Consider the following 19140-nt stretch of genomic DNA (forward strand, 5'->3'; position numbering starts at 1 on the left):
CTGTTCGCGGTTTTCTATCCGTGGAACCCGTATCGATGAAATGAAAAGACCCGCCGAAGCGGGTCTGTCGATCAGGTGTAAGTCAGCATGCTTAATGCATGTGAAGACCGCCGTTGACCGAGAAGTCGGCGCCAGTGCTGTAGCCGCCTTCGTCCGTGGCCAGCCACGAGATGATGGAGGCGATTTCGCTGGGCTCGCCCAGGCGCTTGACCGGGATGGTGGCCACGATCTTGTCGAGCACTTCCTGGCGGATGGCCTTGACCATGTCGGTGCCGATGTAGCCCGGGCTCACGGTGTTGACCGTCACGCCCTTGTTGGCCAGCTCCTGCGCCAGCGCCATGGTGAAGCCGTGCATGCCGGCCTTGGCCGCCGAGTAGTTGGTCTGGCCCGCCTGGCCCTTGGCGCCGTTGACCGAACTGATGTTGATGATGCGGCCCCAGCCCTTTTCCACCATGTCGCCCACCACCTGCTTGGTGACGTTGAACATGCTGTTGAGGTTGGTCTCGATCACCGCGCTCCAGTCCTCGGGCGTCATCTTGAGGAACATGCGGTCCCGCGTGATGCCGGCGTTGTTGACCAGCACGTCGATGGGGCCGTGCGCGGCCTTGGCGGCGGAGAAGGCTTCGACGGTGGATTGCCAGTCGCCGACATTGCCGACCGACGCATGGAACTCGAAGCCTGCGGCTTTCTGTTCGGCCAGCCACTTGGCGTAGTCGCGCGTGGGGCCGCAACCTGCGACCACGGTGAACCCGTCCTTGTAGAGACGCTGGCAGATGGCTGTTCCGATGCCACCCATGCCCCCGGTGACATATGCAACTTTCTTGCTCATGAGATTTCCTTTGTGTAATGGCAAAAGCCTGAACGGCCGCCTTCACTCTAGCGAGTTTCAAGCCATGGGCCCTCTCAGGAAAACACTGAGCCAGGCTTGCAACCAGCTGTCACGAAGCGGCCTCCGTGCTCAGCCTCTATCCTCTCATCCGTGCGTGTCAGCACGAGCCAATCACCCAAGGAGTTCCAAAGTATGAATTTCGGGATCATCGTCTTCCCCGACGTCGAGGAACTCGACTTCGTCGGCCCCTGGGAGATGCTCACCATGTGGAGCAAGCTGGCCGGCGGTCCGGAGCACTGCCTGATCGTGGCCGAGAAGCGCGAGCCGGTGGCCTGCGCCAAGGGCCTTTCGATCAACCCCCACCTTTCCTTCTCCGACTGCCCCCAGCTCGACTGCCTGCTCGTGCCCGGCGGCATGGGCACGCGCCGCGAGGTCGACAACGTCGTCATGACCCGCTTCCTCGCCGATCAGGCACCCGGATGTACCACGCTGATGTCCGTATGCACCGGCGCCTTCGTGCTCCACGCGGCCGGGCTGCTCTCGGGCAAGACCGCCACCACGCACTGGGGGTCGCTCGACCGCCTGCGCGCGCTGGGCGACGTGAACGTGGTGGAGCAGCGCTTCGTGCAGGACGGCAACGTCTGGACCTCTGCCGGGGTATCGGCCGGTACCGACCTGATGCTGGCCTACATCGCCCACACCGCGGGCGAGGAGGCCGCCGCCAAGGTGCAGCTGCAGGCCGAGTACTACCCCGCGGACACCGTCTACGGAAGCACCGCGAGCCACGAGCGTGCGCCGGCCTACGTGAAGCGGCCCGGTCCGCGCTTCCAGGCCAAATGACCGCGCCATCCCTGCCCGAATCCCTGCCCGATTCCTTGCCCGTGCTTGCGGCACGCGTCGGCGAAGCGCTGCGCGCGCGGGGCCAGACCGTGGCGGTGGTCGAGTCCTCGGCCGGCGGGCTGGTCTCGGCCGCCCTGCTCGCCATCGCGGGCGCCTCGGCCTACTTCAAGGGCGGCGCGGTCGTCTATTCGAGGCGCGCCGGCCGCGCGCTGCTGAACCTGACCGCCGAAGACATGGCCGGCATGCGCGGCGAAACCGAGCCCTACGCGTTGCTCGTCGCGGGCCGGGTGCGCGACACCCACCACGCGACCTGGGGCATCGCCGAGAGCGGCGCGGCCGGCCCCTCGCCCAGCCCCTACGGCGACGTGCCGGGGCGCGTGTGCCTCGCGCTCGCCGGCCCGGTCACCGTGAGCCGCACCATCGAAACCGGCAATGCCGACCGGCCGGCGAACATGGACCTGTTCGCCCGGCACCTGCTCGCCCTGTTCGACGAGACGCTGCGGGCACAGGCCACCGACTGAAAAAGATCAGTCCGCCTGCACGCCCGCGGCTCGGATCACCTTGCCCCACTTGCCCACCTCCGCCGCGAGGTGCGTGCGCAGGCTCTCTGGCGTCTGCTTCTCCACCGGCACGATCTCGGAGCTGAGTTCGGCCAGGCGGTGCCTCACCATGTCGTCCTGCAGCGCCGCGCGCAGCGCGACGTTGAGCTTCTCGATCACCGCGGCCGGCGTGCCCTTGGGCGCATAGATGCCGTGCCACACCCGCACGTCGAAGCCCTTGAGCCCCTGCTCGTCCAGCGTCGGGATGTTCGGCATACTCGACAGCCGCTGCGGCGTGGTCACGCCGAACACCTTCACGCGGTTGCCGTCCTTGATGACCGGCGCGGTCTGCGTGGTCTGGTCGCACAGCAGGTCGACCTGCCCGCCCATCAGGTCGTTGAGCGCCGGGCCCGCCCCCTTGTAGGGCACGGTCGTGAGCTGCACACCGATCTGGTTCATGAACAACAGCCCGCACAGCTGCGACACCGCGCCCACGCCCGCGTTGGCCAGCGTTACCTTGTCCTTGTTGGCCTTCACGTAGGCCAGCAGCTCCTGGTAGTTGCTAGCCGGAAAGTCCTTGCGCGACAGCAGCGTCATCGGCACGTCCAGCACCTGGCCTACGTACTCGAAGTCCTTCAGCGGGTCGTAGTTGAGCTTCTTGTAGAGCGCGGGCGCGGTGGCCATGCCCATGTGGTGGATGAGGATGGTGTAGCCGTTGGGCGCCGCCTTGGCCACCCGCGTGGGCGCGATGGTGCCGCCCGCGCCCACGGTGTTCTCGACGATCACCGGCTGGCCCAGCGACTTGCCCATGGGAATGGCCAGCATCCGCGCCACCACGTCGGTCGGCCCGCCGGCCGAATACGGCACGACCATCGTCACCGGCTTGTCGGGCCATGCGGCCTGCGCCGATGCCGGCGCCTGGAAGGCGAGCAGGCAGGCGCCTGCGGAAGCGGCGATCAGGGTCCTGAATTTCCAGTTCTTGGTTGCTTTCACTTTCTTTGTCTCCTTGGGTTGTTCTCTGGTCCGTTCGTCAGATGTGTTCGAGTGCGAGCAGGCGCTCGGCCAGCCGCACCACCGGCGCATCGACCATGCGCCCGTCTAGGCTCACGACGCCGCCGCCGGCCGCTCGGATGGCCTCGACCACGCGGCGGGCCCACGCCAGTTCCTGCGCCGTGGGGCCGAGCCCCGCATGCACCGGCGCGACCTGGTCGGGGTGGATGCACAGCCTGGCGCCGAAGCCGCCGCGCCGGGCGCGCGCGGTGTCCGCTGCCAGCCGGGCGGTATCGCGCCAGTCGGGCGTCACGCCGTCGATGGGCGCTGGCAGTCCGGCGCGGCGCGAGGCCAGCAGCAGCGCGAGGCGCACCGGCACCAGCTCGGCCTCGTCGGCGTCGCAGGCCAGGCCCAGGTCGGCCTGGAAATCCAGGTTGCCGAAGGCCAGGCGCAGCACCTGCGGGCCGGCGGCGAGTTCGTCGACGGCGGCGAGGCCGGCGGCCGATTCGATCAGCGGCACCAGCGCAGCCGACGGGCCAGCCGCCTCGGCCAGCCGCGAGAGATCGGCTGCGCGCTCCGCCTTGGGCAGCACGATGCCGGCGATCAGTCCCTGCGCGGCGAGCGCTCCGATCTGCGCGCAATCGTCGTCATGCCACGGCGTACCGGCCGCGTTGATGCGCACCAGCAGCCGTCGCCGGTCTTCGGTGGGCAGCGCGGCGAACGAGGCCGCGAGCTGCTCGCGGGCCTGCACCTTGCGCTCGGGCGCCACGGCGTCTTCCAGGTCGACGATCACGCCGCCCGCCCCCGTGGCCAGCGCGCGCGCATGGCGCTCGGGCCGGTCAGCGGGTACGAAGAGAAAGGCGCGCGCCAGCGCAAGCAGCGGCGCGCTCACACCGCCCTCGCCTCGCGCAGCGCCGCGATGTCCGCCTCGCTGCGCCCGAGGCTGCGCAGGATGGCGTCGGTGTGCTCGCCGACCGCAGGGATCGGGTCCATGCGGTAGTCGAACGCGCTCTGGCGCCCCGCCGGCAGCAGGGCCGGAATGTCTCCGGCGGGCGAGCCCACCTGCCGCCAGCGCTCGCGCGCCTGCAGCTGCGGATGGGCCCAGAGACCGGCCATGTCGTTCATGCGGGCGTTGGCGATCTGCGCGGTGTCGAGCCGCTCCAGCACCTGCGCCGTGCTCAGCGCGCCGAAGGTCTCCACGATGATCGAGCGCAGCGCCTCGCGGTTCTCGTTGCGGCGCGCGTTGCTGTCGAAACGGGAGTCGGCGGCCAGCCCGGCCTGCAGCAGCACCTTCTCGCAGAAGACTCGCCATTCGCGCTCGTTCTGCAGGCCCAGCATCACGGTACCGCCGTCGCCGGCGGGGAACGGGCCGTAGGGGTAGATGGTCGCGTGCGAGGCGGCGCTGCGCGGCGGCGGCGGTGCCCCGTCGTAGGCGTAGTACATCGGGTAGCCCATCCACTCGGCCAGCGATTCGAGCATCGACACGTCGATGTGCGAGCCCTTGCCCGTCTTGCCGCGCTGGAGGAGCGCCGCGAGGATGCCGGTGTAGGCATACATGCCGGCCGCGATGTCGGCGATGGAATTGCCTGACTTGCAGGGCTCCTCGGGCGTGCCTGTCACCGAAAGAAAGCCCGCCTCACTCTGGATCAGCAGGTCGTAGGCCTTCTTGTCGCGGTAGGGGCCGTCCTCGCCGTAGCCAGAGATGTCGCAGACGATGAGCCTCGGGTGCTTTTCCTGCAGCGCCTGGGCGCCCAGCCCCATGCGCGCGGCCGCGCCGGGCGCGAGGTTCTGCACCAGCACGTCGGCGTCGGCCAGCAGCTCCTGCAGCACCGCGAGCGCAGCGGGCTGCTTGAGGTCGAGCGTGAGGCTCTCCTTCGAGCGGTTGACCCACACGAAATGCGAGGCCTCGCCGCCCACGCGGGCGTCGTAGGCGCGGGCGAAATCGCCCGCCCCGGGGCGCTCCACCTTGATGACGCGTGCGCCGAGGTCGGCGAGCTGGCGGGTGCAGAACGGCGCGGCGATCGCGTGCTCGAGCGAGATGACGGTGATGCCGTCCAGGGGTCTTGTCATGTGTTCGTTCCTCCGCTCAGGCCAGCACGGCCGTGGCCTGCATCGTGAGCCAGCCGTCGGCGTCCTCGCCCCACAGGCTGAATGTCTTTGCGTCGGCCTCGGGTTTGCCGTGCACGCGGAACGGCGCGATGTCGAAGGTCGGGCGCACTGCGCGGAACTCGAAGCGCGCCAGCTGCGCGCCCGGCACGTTGCGGCGCAGCAGGTCGACCAGCAGCGTCGCGATCAGCGGTCCATGCACGATCAGGCCCGGGTAGCCCTCGACCTGCGTGACGTAGCGGCGGTCGTAGTGGATACGGTGGCCGTTGAAGGTGAGCGCCGAATAGCGGAAGAGCAGCACGTCGTCGGGCACGATGTCGCGGCTGAAGGCGGCGTCCTTCGGTGCGGGCGTAGGCGGCGGGCCGGCCTCGCCCGGTTGCGCCGCAGCGCGGTAGACGATGTCGTGCTCCTCGGTAAGCGCGAGGCCGCGTTCGTTGCGCACCTCGTGGCGCACCAGCACGAACACCAGCTCGCCGGTGCGGCCCGCCTTGTGGGTGACCGATGCGATGGTCGAAGTGCGCTCGACCTTGTCGCCCACCTGCAACGGATTGCCCGGCTCCCACGCGAGCCGACCGCCCGCCCACATGCGGCGCGGCAGCGGCACGGGCGGCAGGAAGCCGCCGCGCTTCGCATGGCCGTCCTCGCCGATCTCCGACTGGCGGTGGTGCGGCAGGAAGTAGAGCCAGTGCCACAGCTCGGGCAGGCGCGTGCCGGCCTGCGGCAGCGGATCGTCACGGTCGAGCGTGGCGGAGAGCGCGCGCACGGGCGCGGCGGTGATGTCGTCGGCCAGCGTTTCGCTGCGGCCTTGCCAGGCCTGCAGCTTCGCCAGCGCTTCGCTGTCGATGGTGGGAGATGGAGTCTGCGCGTCGTTGCTCATGGATTCCTTCGTCGATTCCTGCGTCGTTCAGTCGACCGCGGCACCGGAGGCCTTGACGATCCGCGCCCACTTGGCAAGGTCGTCGTGCAGCAGCGCCGAGAACTGTTCGGGGGTGGTCGACGCGGCGATCTCCACGCCCTGCTGGTCGAGCTTGTCGCGCAGGTCCTTCGAGGCCAGCGCCTTGCGCGTGGCGTCCTGCAGCGTGGCGAGCACATCGGGCGGCACGCCCGCGGGGGCGAACAGGCCGATCCACAGCGTGCCGTTGTAGCCGGGCACGGCCTCGGCGATGGTGGGCACGTCGGGCAGCACGGGCGAGCGTTTTTCGCCGCTCACGGCCAGCGCGCGCAGCTTGCCGGCCTTGATGTGCGGCAGCGCCGAAGGCAGGCTCGCGAACACGATGGGCAGTTGGCCGCCCAGCACGTCGTTGAGCGCCGGCGCCACGCCCTTGTAGGGCACGTGCTGCATCGAGATGCCGGCCATGCTGTTGAGCATTTCGCCCAGCAGGTGGTTGAGCGTGCCGTTGCCGGCCGAGGCGTACTGGTAGTTCGCGCCCTTCGCCCGCGCGAGCTTCAGGAGCTCGGCGAGGTTTTTCGCCGGAAACGAGGGGTTGACCAGCAGCACGTTGGGCACCGCGCCGACGAGGCCCACGGGCTTGAAATCCTTCTCGGGATCGAAGCCCGGGTTCTTGTAGAGCGCCGGGTTGATGGCCTGGCTGCTGCTGATGGTCATGAGCAGCGTGTAGCCGTCCTTCGGACCCTTGGCCACCAACTGCGTGCCGATGTTGCCGCCCGCACCGGGACGGTTGTCGACCACCACGCTGGCGTTGTTCATCACCTCGCCGAGCTTCTGGCCCACGAGGCGGCCGACGATGTCGTTGGTGCCGCCGGCGGCCTGCGGCACGACCAGCGTGACGGGGCGCGAGGGATAGCTTTGCGCGAGCGCGGGGCCCGCCGGAAGCACGAACGCGGCTGCCAGCGACAGCAGCGCCCATGTGCGGAATTTCGTGTGTCTTGTCGTCTCCATGGCCCGCATCGTCGGCCGCCCCACCCTCGTGCGCAATCTGCGATTTCGGAACCCAGCCTTCTGCAATGCCGAAGGCTGGTGGCATGCCGGCGCCTACCATCACTGCATGCTTTTCGACCTCACCGACCTCCGGCTCTTCGTCGCCACGGCCGAGCTCGGCAACCTGACGCGAGCGGCCGAGCGCCAGCACCTGTCGCTGGCGGCGGCCAGCGCTCGCATCAAGGCGCTGGAAACCCAGGCCGGCCTGCAGCTGCTGCAGCGCGAGGCCCGGGGCGTGCGGCTGCTGCCGCCAGGGGAAGCCTTTCTGCATCACGCCCGCCTCGTGCTGCACCAGACGGAGCAGCTGCGCGCCGACCTGCTCGAATACGGCGGCGGCCTGCGCGGCCACCTGCGCGTGTTCGCCAACACCACGGCGGTGACGGACTTCCTGCCCGAGATCCTGCCGGGCTTTCTGGCGCGCAACCCGCGCATCAACGTCGACCTTCAGGAAAAACCGAATGCTCAGATCCCTCGCGGCATGCTCGACGGCCGCGCCGACATCGGCATCGTCGCGGGCCGCGTCGACACGCTGGGGCTGGAAGCCATCCACTTCAGCACCGACCGGCTTGTGCTCGCCACCTCGCGCAAGCACCGCTTCGCCAGGCGCAAGAAGATCTCCTTCGCCGAGACGCTCGACGAAGACGCCATCGGCATGCAGCAAGGCAGCACGCTGCAGACCTTCCTCTCGCAGATCACCGACAACCTGGGCAAGCGGCAGAAGCTGCGCATTCAGCTCGGCAGCTTCGACGCCATGTGCCGGATGATCGGCAACGGCGTGGGCATCGGCGTCGTGCCCGAGTCGGCCGCCCGGCGCAACCAGGAAAGCATGCAGCTCGCGCTGATCGACCTCGACGACGCCTGGTGCGTGCGGGAGCGCTACCTGCTGGTACGCGACCGCGCGGCGCTGCCGATCTACGCGCAGGCGCTGGTCGACACGCTATGCCGGCATTACGCAGAACAGCAGGCAGCGCCTGAAAGCTGACGACGGCATCGAAAAAACAGCAACTTGCGCGCGATTGCTGAACAACTCGCTCCCGTCCCCATTTTCTGTGGGCAACTTTGGGGGTAACTCATTAGGAGCCTTGTAAAACGAATGCAAGTCGTTGTTTTACAAGGGTATTCCTTAGTTTGCTCAAATTTTGGGCGGTGAACAACCTTGGTCGCCAAAACCGCGTCGCCAAGCCCTCGAAGCACCTCCGACTCCTGTTTTTCACGGTTTTCCGTGAACGAAAAACGCTATCGGATCAGCCACTTGCAGCCGGAATGTGGAAAAGCCGGCTTCTTCCCCACTTTCAGTGCACAACTTTGGGGATAACTGATGAGGAGCGTTGTAAAAGCAACGTAAGTTGTTGTTTTACAAAGGGATTAGTTAATCTGCCCAAAATTTGGGCGGTGAACAAGATGCCTTTCGGACTCGCCGCGAGCCTATCGGCGATCAGTAAGGCGGCGCCTTGCGCGCCCGCTGCGCGCGTGCCGCCTCGGTCCACCACGCAAGGTCGTCCGCAAACCGGCCGAACGAGCGCTGCAGCGATTCGCCCGCGGGCCCCGTCGGCTTGCCGGCGGCATCCAGCGTCTGCGAGATCGGCCCGACGGCGAGGGTGCTCGACACCACGACCATGCCCATCTCCGAGAGGATCGAATGCCACACCGTGCCCGAGCGCACGCCGGAGAAGCGCCCCGCCGAATAGCTCGCGATGGCCGCGGGGCGCCAGAACCACTCTTCCAGGAAATGGTCCGTGAGGTTCTTCAGGCCCGGTTGCGGGCCCCAGTTGTATTCGCCGGTGACGAAGATGAAGGCGTCAGCCGTGCGGATCTTCTCGGCCAGCGCCTCCATCGCAGCGGGAGCGCTGCCCTTCGGGTATTCCTTGTACATGCGGTCGAGCATGGGCAGGTCGACCGACTTCGCGTCGATCAGCTCCGCGTCGTCGCCGCGCTCGCGCAGGCCGGCGACGATGAAGTCGGCCAGGCGCACGCCCATGCGGTCGGAGCGGTAGGAGCCGTAGAACACCAGGATCTTGTCGCTCATCGTCTGTGCTCCTCGCTCAGGTAGGCGCCTGCAGCTTGTCCTGCGTGCGGGTGTCGAAGTCGGTGGCGTCGTGCCGCTCGTGCAGCTGGCTCGTCGGCTGGCCCCAGGTGCGGTTGACCATGCGGCCGCGCTGCACCGCCGGGCGTCGGGCGATCTCGTCGGTCCAGCGCAGCACATTTTTGTATCCGCTCACCTGCAGGAACTCGCCCGCCTCGTAGAGCTGCCCCTTGGCCAGCGTGCCGTACCAGGGCCAGACGGCCATGTCTGCGATGGTGTATTCGTCGCCCGCGAGATAGCGGCTTTCGGCCAAGCGGCGGTCGAGCACGTCGAGCTGGCGCTTGGTCTCCATCGCGAAGCGGTCGATGGCGTATTCGATCTTCGTGGGCGCGTAGGCATAGAAATGGCCGAAACCGCCGCCCAGGTACGGCGCGCTGCCCATCTGCCAGAACAGCCACGACAGGCACTCGGCCCGCGCCGCCCGCTCGGTCGGAAGGAAGGCGCTGCCGAACTTCTCGGCCAGGTACTGCAGGATCGCGCCCGATTCGAACACGCGGATCGGCTTGTCGCCGCTGCGGTCCATGAGCGCGGGAATCTTCGAATTCGGGTTCACCGCCACGAAGCCGCTGCCGAACTGGTCGCCGTCGTTGATGCGGATCAGCCAGGCGTCGTACTCGGCGCCCGCATGGCCCAGCGCCAGCAGTTCCTCGAGCATCACCGTCACTTTCACGCCGTTGGGCGTGGCAAGCGAATAGAGTTGCAGCGGATGCTTGCCGACGGGCAGCTCCTTCTCGTGCGTCGCGCCCGCGATGGGGCGATTGATGTTCGCGAAGCGGCCGCCGCTTTCCTTGTTCCATGACCAGACGGTGGGCGGCGTGTAGGCTGTCGTGCCATTCATGCGATGAGTTCCTGGAGTTGAACCGACGATGATCATTCTCTACGACTGCGCCACCGCCCCCAGCCCGCGGCGCGCGCGCATCCTGCTTGCCGAGAAGGGCATTGCGCACGAGACCGTGCAGGTCGATCTTGTCCGTGGTGAGCAGATGGGCGAGGCCTACCGCGCGATCAATCCGCAGTGCACCGTGCCTGCCCTGCGCACCGACGACGAAGACGGCCTGCTGCTGGCCGACAACGCCGCCATTGCGGCCTGGTTGGAAGCCCGATACCCGCAGCCGGCGCTGATGGGCATCACCCCACGGGAAAAAGCCGAGATCGCCAGCTGGAACTGGCGCATCGAATTCGAAGGCCTGCTCGCCATCGCCGAGACGCTGCGCAACAGCTCGCCCGCGATGGCCGACAGAGCGCTGCCCGGCCCGGTCAACTACGCACAGATTCCCGAACTCGCCCAACGCGGGCTCGCACGCGTCCAGCATTTCTTCGACACGCTGAACGAACGGCTGGCCGGCCGCGATTTCATCGCCACCGACCGCTTCAGCATTGCCGACATCACCGCCGTGGTGGCGGTGGACTTCGCCCGCGTGGTGCGGGTCAAACCCGGGGAGCAGCACCCCGAACTGCTGCGCTGGCGTGCGGCTATGGCACAGCGGCCGTCGATGGCGATGGCGCGCTGAGCCCATGACAACGGCGCACCGGGCGCCGCTGTCAGGACCAAAGGCTGTCGATCAGCGCTCGATCGTCAGCGCCACGCCCATGCCCCCTCCAATGCACAGCGAGGCGATGCCCTTCTTGGCGTTGCGGCGCTGCATTTCGTGCAGCAGCGTCACCAGGATGCGGCAGCCCGATGCGCCGATGGGGTGGCCGATGGCGATGGCGCCGCCGTTGACGTTCACCTTGTTGATGTCCCAGCCCATTTCCTTGTTCACGGCACAGGCCTGGGCAGCGAAGGCTTCGTTGATCTCGAGCAGGTCGAGGTCGGCGGCCTTCCAGCCGGCGCGCTGCAGCGCCTTGGTCGACGCGGGCACGGGGCCCATGCCCATGATGGCCGGGTCGAGGCCGGCGGTGGCGTAGCTGGCGATGCGGCCAAGCGGCTTCAGGCCGAGGGCAGCGGCCTTCTTCGCCGTCATGACCATCACGGCCGCGGCGCCGTCGTTCAGGCCCGAGGCGTTGCCCGCCGTCACGCCGCCGGCCTTGTCGAAGGCAGGCCGCAGGCCGGCCAGGCCTTCGGCGCTGGTCTTGCGGTTGATGAACTCGTCGGTGTCGAAGACGACCGGGTCGCCCTTCTTCTGCGGAATGCTCACGCCGACGATCTCGTCCTTGAACTTGCCGGCGTCCTGCGCGGCGGCGGCCTTGGTCTGGCTGCCCAGCGCCAGCTCATCTTGAGCGGAGCGGTCGATGCCGTACTTCTTGGCCACGTTCTCGGCGGTGATGCCCATGTGGTACTGGTTGTAGACGTCCCACAGGCCGTCGACGATCATGGTGTCGACCATCTTCCAGTCGCCCATGCGCTGGCCGTTGCGCGAGTTGGGCAGCACGTGCGGCGCGGCGCTCATGTTCTCCTGGCCGCCGGCAATGACGATCTCGCTGTCGCCCGTGGCCACGGCCTGGGCCGCCAGCATCACGGCCTTCAGGCCCGAGCCGCACACGGCGTTGATGGTGAGAGCCGGCGTTTCCTTGGCGCCGCCGCTCTTCAGCCACGCCTGGCGCGCGGGGTTCTGGCCCGCGCCGGCCGCCAGCACCTGGCCCATGATGGCCTCGCCGATCTGGTCGGCCGTGAGGTTGGCGCGCGCAATCACTTCCTTGATGACGGCTGCGCCGAGCTCGGTGGCCGGAATGCCGGCGAGCGAGCCGCCGAACTTGCCGACTGCCGTGCGGGCTGCCGAAACGATGACGATGTCTTCCATGAGGTTCTCCGTTGAAGTGATTTGAAACTCTGCTGCTACGGCCTTGCCGTGCCGAACTCCGTCAAGCCTTGGCCTTGACGTAGCGTCCGGGTGCCGGCTCGATGGCCTTGTAGGCCTTGCCGTTGCCGTACGCCTTGGGCGCGGGAATCTGTTTGCCCGCGTGCCCCTTGAGCCATTGTGCCCAGTCGGTCCACCAGCTGCCCGGGTGCTCCTGCGCGCCGGCCAGCCATTCGGCCTGGGTCTTGGGAAACTTGCCGTCCTCGCGGATCCAGTGGCTGCGCTTTTTCTTGGCCGGCGGGTTGATCACCCCGGCGATGTGACCCGAGGCGCCCATCACGAAGCGCTTCTTGCCGGGCAGCAGCTGCGTGGATGCATACGCACCGCCGATCGGCACGATGTGATCCTCGCGCGAGCCGTAGATGTAGGCCGGGATGTCGATGCGGCCCAGGTCGATCTTCTCGCCGCACACCGTGAGCGCGTTGGGCTTGGCAAGCTTGTTCTCGTGGTACGTGTTGCGCAGGTACCAGGCGTAGAACGGGCCCGGCAGGTTGGTGGCGTCGCTGTTCCAGTACAGCAGGTCGAAAGGCGGCGGGGTCTCGCCCTTGAGGTAGTTGCCGACCACGTAGTTCCACACCAGGTCGTTGGGCCGCAGGAAGCTGAAGGTCGAGGCCAGGTCGCCACCGGGCAGCAGGCCGCCGTTGCCCAGCTGCATCTCGCGGTACTGCACCATCTGCTCGTCCACGAAGATGTCGAGGATGCCGGTGTCGCTGAAGTCGAGGAAGGTGGTGAGCAGCGTGACCGAGGCGGCCGGCTTCTCGCCGCGCGCTGCGAGCACGGCCAGCGCGGTGCTCAGGATGGTGCCGCCCACGCAGAACCCCAGCGCATTGATCTGCTTGCTCCCACTGATCTCCTGCACCGTGTGGATCGCCTTGATGGCGGCGTTCTCGATGTAGTCGTCCCAGGTGGCCTTGCCCATCGACTCGTCGGGGTTGCGCCAGCTCACCACGAACACGCGGTGGCCCTGTTCGTTCGCATAGCGGATCAGCGAGTTCTCGGGCTGCAGGTCGAGGATGTAGAACTTGTTGATGCAAGGCGGCACCAGCAGGAAGGGCCGCTCGTACACCTTGGGCGTGAGGGGCTTGTATTCGAGCAGCTGGAAGAACTCGTTCTCGAACACGACGGCACCCTCGGTGGTGGCCACGTTGCGCCCCACCTCGAAGGCGCTCTCGTCGGTCATGCTGAGGTGGCCCTGCCTGACGTCATGCAGCAGGTTCTGGATGCCCTTGGCGATGCTCTCGCCCTGGGTATCGATGGCCTTCTTCTGCGCCTCGGCATTGAAGGCCAGCGAATTGCTGGGCGCCGAGGCGGCCATCCATTGCTCGACCGCGAAGCGCAGCCGCGCCTTGGTCTTCTGGTCGGCATCGATGGCCTCGGCCATGCTCAGCATGGTGCGGCCGTTGAGCAGGTACACGGCCGCCGAGAAGGCCGACAGCGGATTGCGGCCCCAGGCGTCGCCCGCGAAGCGCTTGTCGCCCTCGGGCTTGGCACCGAAGCCCTGGCGCCAGAGTTCGGTGGCCTCGGCGAGGTATTGCTGCTGGATGGACTGGAGTTTTTCGGGATCGATGGAGAAACGCGGCAGCTCGGGCATCTTCATGCCCTGCGGCAGCTCCCATAGCGGCGTGCCGCCGACGTTGAAGGCCGAAGCCCCTTGCGCGGCGGACTGCTGGAACGATTCCAGCGCCTTGCTCCATCCCTCTGAAAGAGCCTGCTGGAAGGGCGCGAACGCATCGGCACCCGTTGCTTGTTGCTTCATCATCTCTCCTGGTCCTCGCCTGAAACGGTACGGATGGCTTGCGTCTTTTGAGTATGCTGCATTCAAAGAGCGCTCACAACGCTACCTCCACCACTTACCAACTGAAACTTTCCGTGTTTGTCCATCTGATCGTCATCGGTTGGTTGTATGTCGCCTTGATGATGGCCGTGGCCGAAGCCACCAACACCACCGGAACGGTGCTGGGCGCCATCTTCACATTTCTTTTGTACGGTTTGGCGCCGGTCGCACTGGTGGTTTACCTGATGGGCACTCCCGCGAGGCGACGCGCGATCAGGCAGCGCGAACTCGAGGCGCAGGAAGCCGCCCGGCGGGCGGCTGCCGAGGCTGCTGCAGGCTCAGGCCTTCCAGACCAGGGCGGCGAAACGGCCGCTGATGCCGTCGCGCCGGTGCGAAAAGAACCTTGAAGCGTTGCCGACGGTGCACCACGGGTCGCTGCCGTCGTTGCCATGGATCGACTCGATGCCCGCCGCGCGCAACCGCTGGCGCGCCAGCCCGGGCAGGTCGGCAAGCCATTTGCCTGCAGCAGGCGCAGGCCGGAAGCAGGACGCCGCCGCTGGCGCATGCGCCTCGAACGCGGCCTTGACCTCCGGTCCCACCTCGAAGGCCTTGGGGCCAATGCACGGCCCCAGCCAGGCGATGACCTTCGAAGCGCCATCGAAAGACTTCGCCGTCTGTTCCAGCACGCCGCCTGCCAGACCGCGCCAGCCGGCATGTGCGGCGGCCACGCGGTGACCGGTTTCGTCGGTGAAGAGCACCGGCAGGCAATCGGCCACCATGATCGTGCAGGCCAGGCCGCCCTCGGTGGCGGTACAGCCGTCAGCGGCCGTGCCGTCGTTCACCGCACCAGCGGCGGCATCGAGCTCGACGACGCCCGTGCCGTGCACCTGCTGGAGAAAGACCGGACGAGCCCCGACGGCAGCGCGCAAACGGTTGCGGTTCTGTGCCACGTGCACCGGCTCGTCGCCCACGTGGTCGCCGAGGTTCAGGCTCTCGTAGCGCCCCAGCGAGACGCCGCCTTCGCGCGTGGTGCACACGGCCCGCACGTTCGGCGGCGCGGGCCAGTCGGGCACGAGCCAGCTCGCATCCATCGGCTTCAGGCTTCCGCGTCGGGGGCCTGCGAAGGCTGGGCACGCTGGAAGGCGTCGAGCTTCATGCAGGCGTCGAAGGCGGCCATGGTGCGCGGCAGGCCGCTGAAGTCGCAGTCGAAACGGCGGCCGTTGAAGATCTGCGGCACCAGGCAGCAGTCGGCCAGGGTAGGCGTGTCGCCCCAGCAGTAGGTGCCGGCGGGGTACTGCGCGAGCTGGCGCTCGAAGGCCATCAGGCCGTCGCGCACCCAGTGGCGGTACCAGGCGTTCTTGGCGTCCTCGTCGAGCTTGAGGTCCTTCACGAGGTACTTGAGCACGCGCAGGTTGTTCAGCGGATGGATCTCGCAGGCGATGGACTGGGCCAGCGCGCGCACATGGGCACGGCCCGCCGGGTCGCGCGGCAGCAGCGCGGGCTCGGGGTGGGTTTCGTCGAGGTACTCGATGATGGCCATCGATTGCGAGAAGCGCTCGCCCTCGTCTTCGAGCAGCGGCACCAGTCGGTCGGCGGAGATGGATGCGAAGGGGCCGGTGCGGTGGTCGCCGCGCGCGATGTGCACGGGAACATAGTCGAAGTCGAGGCCCTTCAGGTTGAGGGCGATGCGCACGCGAAACGAGGCGGAGGAGCGGAAGTAGTTATGCAGCTTCATGGTTTCGCAAGGATAGCGCTCCCCAGGGAGCAAGTTCAGGAACGGGGCATGGCGGCCAGCACGCAGCGGAAGTCCTGCAGAGCCGCCTTCGGCGAGGTGGCTGCGATCCCTTCGCGCCATTCGCCGAGGATGCGGCGCGCGGCCTCCTCCTCCCGCGCGGCGATTCCGATGCGCCAGGGCCCCAGCGCACCAGGCTCCTCGCCCTCGCCGTGGTTGTGCTGGCCCTCGCCGTAGGGGCGACCCTCGGAGCAGGCGCGGCAGAGCATCTGCATGCTGGTGGTCCAGTTCTCGGCGCTGGCGTCGGCGGCCTCGAAGCGCTTGACCAGCGCGTCGATGTCTTGCCTGGTCGCCTCCTCGATGGTGACTTCGTACGTCGAATAGTCCGAAGGTGCGATCAGCTCTAGGGCATCGAACACCGGCACCTCGCGCTCGCCATGCAGGCGGTAGCCGTTGGCCGCGCCGTCGTGCAGCACGAGGTCGCCGTAGCGGTGGCCGCAGTCGGGCGTGGGCACGTTGCGCAGGATGGCGCGCGCCGGGTCGATGCGGTCGGCCCACACCACCTCGCTGGCCTCGAAGCCATGCACGCGGATGGGTGTGAGCCCGATGAAGAGATCGACCGGCCCGGCGCCCTCGGGCACTTCGATGCCGTACTGCCGCCATGCACTGCGGGCCGTGGTCCAGTCGCCCAGGGCCGTGGCCGCGATGCCGAGATTCCAGATCGCGCCCTCGTTGCGCGGGTCGCACTGCACCGCGCGGGCGTTGGCCTGCAGCGAAGCGGCCCAATCGCCGCGGTACTTGTGGATGAGGCCGATGTTGTACCAGGGGGCCGACCAGTTCGGCAGCACGGCGCCGGCCTGCGCATAGGCTTGCAGCGCGCCGTCCTGGTCGCCCTCCTCGTCGAGCCGGCGGCCTAGTTCGTTGAGCGCGTTGGCCTTGCCGGCCTTGCCGATTCGGATGGGCATGGTGGGTTCGAGGGGAATGGAGAGGGAATACGCCGGGCGGGGCGCCTATTGTGAGCCTGCCGCCTCTGGCACACTGCCGGTTTCCCGCTTGGTTTCCCTGAAAAAAGGACACGTCGCAATGGCTTCCGAGTTCGTCTTCGCCCCGCCCGCCGCCGTTTCGGTGCCGGTGGCCGGCCAGTCAGCCCGCTTTCCGGTGCACCGCATCTACTGCGTGGGCCGCAACTACGAAGATCACGCCAAGGAAATGGGCTTCACCGGCCGCGAGCCGCCCTTCTTCTTCATGAAGCCCGCAGACGCGCTGGTGGTGGTCGATGCGGGCCAGACCGGCACCATGGCCTACCCCTCCCTCACCAAGAACCTGCACCACGAGATCGAGCTCGTGGTCGCCATCGGCACCGGCGGCAGGAACATCGCCGCGGCCGACGCCCACAAGCACATCTACGGCTACGCGGTCGGCCTCGACATGACGCGCCGCGACCTGCAGAACGACATGAAGAAGCAGGGCCGCCCCTGGGACATCGGCAAGGGCTTCGAGCAGAGCGCGCCCATCGGCCCCATCGTGCCCGTGGCGCAGGCCGGCGACGCCGAGAAGGCCGAGATCTCTCTGCAGGTCAACGGCACCGACCGCCAGCGCAGCAACGTGAGCAAGCTGATCTGGAACGTGGCCGAGACCATCGAGCACCTGTCGGCGGCCTGGGAGCTGCAGCCCGGCGACCTGATCTACACCGGCACGCCCGAAGGCGTGGCCGCCGTGGTGGCCGGCGACACGCTCGTGGGCGAGGTCGCGGGCCTGCCGAAGCTGACCGTCAAGGTCGTCTGAAGACGGCGGCCGGTTTCATGCTTCTGCGCGTACCCATCAAGCATTGCAAGAACTGTGGCACCGCGGTGGTCTACCGCGTGCCGGACGACGGCGACACCAAGCAGCGCGCCGTCTGCCCGGCCTGCCACACCATCCACTACGAAAACCCGCTGAACGTGGTCGGCACCATCCCCGTGCTGGGCGACAAGGTGCTGCTGTGCAAGCGCAACATCGAGCCGCGCTGGGGCAAGTGGACGCTGCCGGCCGGCTTCATGGAACTCGAAGAGACCACCGCCCAGGGCGCCGCGCGCGAGACCGACGAGGAAGCCGGCGCGAACTTCGAACTCGAGGGCCTGTTCTCGGTGATCAGCGTGGTGCGCGTGGGCCAGGTGCACCTGTTCTACAGGGCCCGCCTGCTGGACGACAAGTTCGACCCGGGCCACGAGACCATCGAGGCGCGCCTGTTCACCGAGGAAGAGATTCCCTGGGACGAGATCGCCTTCCGTACGGTGCGCGAGACGCTCGAGCACTACTTCGCGGACCGCAAGCGCGGCAGCTTCGACCGCGTGCACGAACTCAGCATCGTCTGAACAGATCCATGAACAAGACACTGCGCACTACCCTCTTCTGCGGCGCCAGCCTCGGCTTCGCATTGGCGGCAGCGGCGGCCAGGGCGGAAACCGTGGGCGACGTCGACACCGCCTTCAAGCTCATCGGCCCGGACCACAAGATCGTGATCGAGGCCTACGACGACCCCAAGGTCAACGGCGTGACCTGCTACGTCTCGCGCGCCAAGACCGGCGGGCTGGCCGGCGCCTTCGGCGTGGCTGAGGACAAGGCCGAAGCCTCCATCGCCTGCCGCCAGGTCGGCCCGGTGAGCATCGCGCAGCCGCTGCCCAAGCGCGAGGAGGTCTACAGCGAGCGGCTGTCGGTGCTCTTCAAGCGCCTGCGCGTGGTTCGCATGGTCGACCCCAAGCGCAACACGCTGGTCTACCTGACCTACTCCGACCTGCTGATCGACGGCTCGCCCAAGAACAGCGTGACGGCGGTACCCATCGACCGGGGCACGCCGATCCCGCTCAAATAGCCGGCGGCCTATGTCCTCTTCACAGCCGGTTGCTCTTTCGCGCGGCGCCGGCGCGGCGGTTTGCTAGCATCGCCCGCGTGGCGCGCCCCCACGGCGCGCCGGTTTGCAGGAACCCTCCGCAACGAACCCGTTCGAACAGAGCCCATGCACCTTCAGACTTTCGTTTTACGCGCCGGCGCCATGGCGCTGCTCGCCGCAGGCCTCGCAGCCTGCTCCACGGTCGACCTCAACACGCCCTGGCCGGCGCCCCCGGCGGCCAAGCCGCCGGTGCAGCAGCGCCCGGCGGCCCTGTTCATCAGGCCGGCGAACGGCCCGACCATCGCCCGCTTCGACGGCGACCGCGTCAAGGGCATCGACATCGCCGGCAACCTCGGCGACCCGGTCGTCGCCTCGGCCGACGGCCGCGTGGTGTACGTGGGCGGCGAACTGCCGGCCTACGGCAACATGGTCATCGTGAAGCACAACGAGACCTTCCTCACCGCCTATGCGCACGTGCAGACCATCCTGGTGAAGGAAAACGCCGTTGTCCGCCAGGGCGACAAGATCGCCGAGATGGGCCGCAGCAACGCCGACCGCGTGAAGCTGCGCTTCGAGATCCGCAAGAACGGCAACCCGGTCGATCCCGAGCCGTATCTCAGCGGCCGGCTGATGCAGTAAGC

The 19140-nt window shown here is 67.7% G+C and carries 22 protein-coding genes; 9 read left to right on the top strand and 13 right to left on the bottom strand.

What is annotated here, in order from left to right; all coding sequences use genetic code 11:
- Positions 1-91 precede the first annotated feature (91 nt).
- Complete coding sequence (gene phbB / locus ACAM57_RS19320; protein ID WP_093201910.1) at positions 92-829, bottom strand: acetoacetyl-CoA reductase; 738 nt, start codon at positions 827-829, stop codon at positions 92-94.
- Between the two features lie 192 nt (positions 830-1021).
- Between phbB and ACAM57_RS19325 the strand changes: the two genes are divergently transcribed.
- Complete coding sequence (locus tag ACAM57_RS19325; RefSeq protein ID WP_369658543.1) at positions 1022-1669, top strand: DJ-1/PfpI family protein; 648 nt, start codon at positions 1022-1024, stop codon at positions 1667-1669.
- Entirely contained in the window at positions 1666-2190 is a 525-nt protein-coding gene (locus ACAM57_RS19330) for a CinA family protein (RefSeq protein ID WP_369658544.1), read from the top strand. The genes ACAM57_RS19325 and ACAM57_RS19330 overlap by 4 nt, the downstream gene beginning before the upstream one ends.
- Before the next feature lie 6 nt (positions 2191-2196).
- Here ACAM57_RS19330 and ACAM57_RS19335 read toward each other — a convergent pair whose 3' ends face one another.
- From ACAM57_RS19335 to ACAM57_RS19355, 5 genes are read right to left on the bottom strand one after another with little or no spacing between them, the layout of a single operon-like run.
- Positions 2197-3201: a tripartite tricarboxylate transporter substrate-binding protein gene (locus ACAM57_RS19335; protein WP_369658545.1), complete on the bottom strand. Its 1005-nt coding sequence runs from the start codon at positions 3199-3201 to the stop codon at positions 2197-2199.
- 37 nt (positions 3202-3238) lie between these two features.
- The gene (locus ACAM57_RS19340) at positions 3239-4090 is read right to left on the bottom strand and encodes a CoA ester lyase (RefSeq protein WP_369658546.1); all 852 of its coding nucleotides are present in this window, start codon (positions 4088-4090) and stop codon (positions 3239-3241) included.
- The gene (locus ACAM57_RS19345) at positions 4087-5268 is read right to left on the bottom strand and encodes a CaiB/BaiF CoA transferase family protein (RefSeq protein WP_369658547.1); all 1182 of its coding nucleotides are present in this window, start codon (positions 5266-5268) and stop codon (positions 4087-4089) included. The genes ACAM57_RS19340 and ACAM57_RS19345 overlap by 4 nt, the downstream gene beginning before the upstream one ends.
- 16 nt (positions 5269-5284) lie before the next feature.
- Positions 5285-6181 carry a MaoC family dehydratase N-terminal domain-containing protein gene (locus ACAM57_RS19350; protein ID WP_369658548.1) on the bottom strand — a complete coding sequence of 299 codons (897 nt, stop codon included), beginning with the start codon at positions 6179-6181 and terminating at the stop codon, positions 5285-5287.
- 27 nt (positions 6182-6208) lie between these two features.
- Complete coding sequence (locus ACAM57_RS19355; protein ID WP_369658549.1) at positions 6209-7204, bottom strand: Bug family tripartite tricarboxylate transporter substrate binding protein; 996 nt, start codon at positions 7202-7204, stop codon at positions 6209-6211.
- Between the two features lie 106 nt (positions 7205-7310).
- Here ACAM57_RS19355 and ACAM57_RS19360 point away from each other — a divergent pair, with 106 nt between their 5' ends.
- Positions 7311-8225 (top strand): LysR family transcriptional regulator, encoded by a 915-nt coding sequence (locus ACAM57_RS19360; protein ID WP_369658550.1) that lies wholly within the window; start codon positions 7311-7313, stop codon positions 8223-8225.
- 453 nt (positions 8226-8678) lie between these two features.
- Here ACAM57_RS19360 and ACAM57_RS19365 read toward each other — a convergent pair whose 3' ends face one another.
- Positions 8679-9269, bottom strand: a complete 591-nt coding sequence (locus ACAM57_RS19365; RefSeq protein WP_369658551.1) for an NADPH-dependent FMN reductase — start codon at positions 9267-9269, stop codon at positions 8679-8681.
- Between the two features lie 16 nt (positions 9270-9285).
- Positions 9286-10164, bottom strand: coding sequence for a glutathione-dependent disulfide-bond oxidoreductase (yghU, locus tag ACAM57_RS19370; RefSeq protein ID WP_369658552.1), 879 nt, complete (start codon positions 10162-10164; stop codon positions 9286-9288).
- Between the two features lie 28 nt (positions 10165-10192).
- On the opposite strand from yghU, the gene ACAM57_RS19375 reads away from it, so the two are divergent.
- Positions 10193-10837 carry a glutathione S-transferase family protein gene (locus ACAM57_RS19375; protein ID WP_369658553.1) on the top strand — a complete coding sequence of 215 codons (645 nt, stop codon included), beginning with the start codon at positions 10193-10195 and terminating at the stop codon, positions 10835-10837.
- A gap of 51 nt (positions 10838-10888) precedes the next feature.
- Here ACAM57_RS19375 and ACAM57_RS19380 read toward each other — a convergent pair whose 3' ends face one another.
- Positions 10889-12067 carry an acetyl-CoA C-acetyltransferase gene (locus ACAM57_RS19380; RefSeq protein WP_126018543.1) on the bottom strand — a complete coding sequence of 393 codons (1179 nt, stop codon included), beginning with the start codon at positions 12065-12067 and terminating at the stop codon, positions 10889-10891.
- 61 nt (positions 12068-12128) lie between these two features.
- Positions 12129-13880 (bottom strand): class I poly(R)-hydroxyalkanoic acid synthase, encoded by a 1752-nt coding sequence (phaC, locus tag ACAM57_RS19385; protein ID WP_369658554.1) that lies wholly within the window; start codon positions 13878-13880, stop codon positions 12129-12131.
- Between the two features lie 53 nt (positions 13881-13933).
- On the opposite strand from phaC, the gene ACAM57_RS19390 reads away from it, so the two are divergent.
- Positions 13934-14305: a hypothetical protein gene (locus ACAM57_RS19390; protein WP_206169434.1), complete on the top strand. Its 372-nt coding sequence runs from the start codon at positions 13934-13936 to the stop codon at positions 14303-14305.
- Here ACAM57_RS19390 and pgeF read toward each other — a convergent pair.
- From pgeF to ACAM57_RS19405, 3 genes are read right to left on the bottom strand one after another with little or no spacing between them, the layout of a single operon-like run.
- Positions 14237-14989, bottom strand: a complete 753-nt coding sequence (gene pgeF, locus ACAM57_RS19395; protein ID WP_369658555.1) for a peptidoglycan editing factor PgeF — start codon at positions 14987-14989, stop codon at positions 14237-14239. The genes ACAM57_RS19390 and pgeF overlap by 69 nt on opposite strands.
- A 5-nt stretch (positions 14990-14994) precedes the next feature.
- Entirely contained in the window at positions 14995-15633 is a 639-nt protein-coding gene (gene maiA, locus ACAM57_RS19400) for a maleylacetoacetate isomerase (protein ID WP_369658556.1), read from the bottom strand.
- A gap of 35 nt (positions 15634-15668) precedes the next feature.
- Positions 15669-16595 (bottom strand): tetratricopeptide repeat protein, encoded by a 927-nt coding sequence (locus ACAM57_RS19405; RefSeq protein ID WP_369658557.1) that lies wholly within the window; start codon positions 16593-16595, stop codon positions 15669-15671.
- A gap of 118 nt (positions 16596-16713) precedes the next feature.
- On the opposite strand from ACAM57_RS19405, the gene ACAM57_RS19410 reads away from it, so the two are divergent.
- The 4 genes from ACAM57_RS19410 (at position 16714) to ACAM57_RS19425 (ending at position 19138) form a co-directional block, all read left to right on the top strand.
- Positions 16714-17415, top strand: a complete 702-nt coding sequence (locus ACAM57_RS19410) for a fumarylacetoacetate hydrolase family protein (RefSeq protein WP_126018533.1) — start codon at positions 16714-16716, stop codon at positions 17413-17415.
- A 17-nt stretch (positions 17416-17432) separates the two neighbouring features.
- Complete coding sequence (locus ACAM57_RS19415) at positions 17433-17984, top strand: NUDIX hydrolase (RefSeq protein ID WP_126018531.1); 552 nt, start codon at positions 17433-17435, stop codon at positions 17982-17984.
- A gap of 8 nt (positions 17985-17992) precedes the next feature.
- Entirely contained in the window at positions 17993-18481 is a 489-nt protein-coding gene (locus ACAM57_RS19420) for a CreA family protein (protein ID WP_369658558.1), read from the top strand.
- A 144-nt stretch (positions 18482-18625) separates the two neighbouring features.
- A complete protein-coding gene (locus ACAM57_RS19425; RefSeq protein WP_126018527.1) occupies positions 18626-19138 on the top strand; it encodes a murein hydrolase activator EnvC in 513 nt (170 codons plus the stop codon).
- Positions 19139-19140 lie beyond the last annotated feature (2 nt).

This window comes from Variovorax sp. V15 (assembly GCF_041154425.1).
GTDB classification, from domain to species: domain Bacteria; phylum Pseudomonadota; class Gammaproteobacteria; order Burkholderiales; family Burkholderiaceae_C; genus Variovorax; species Variovorax guangxiensis.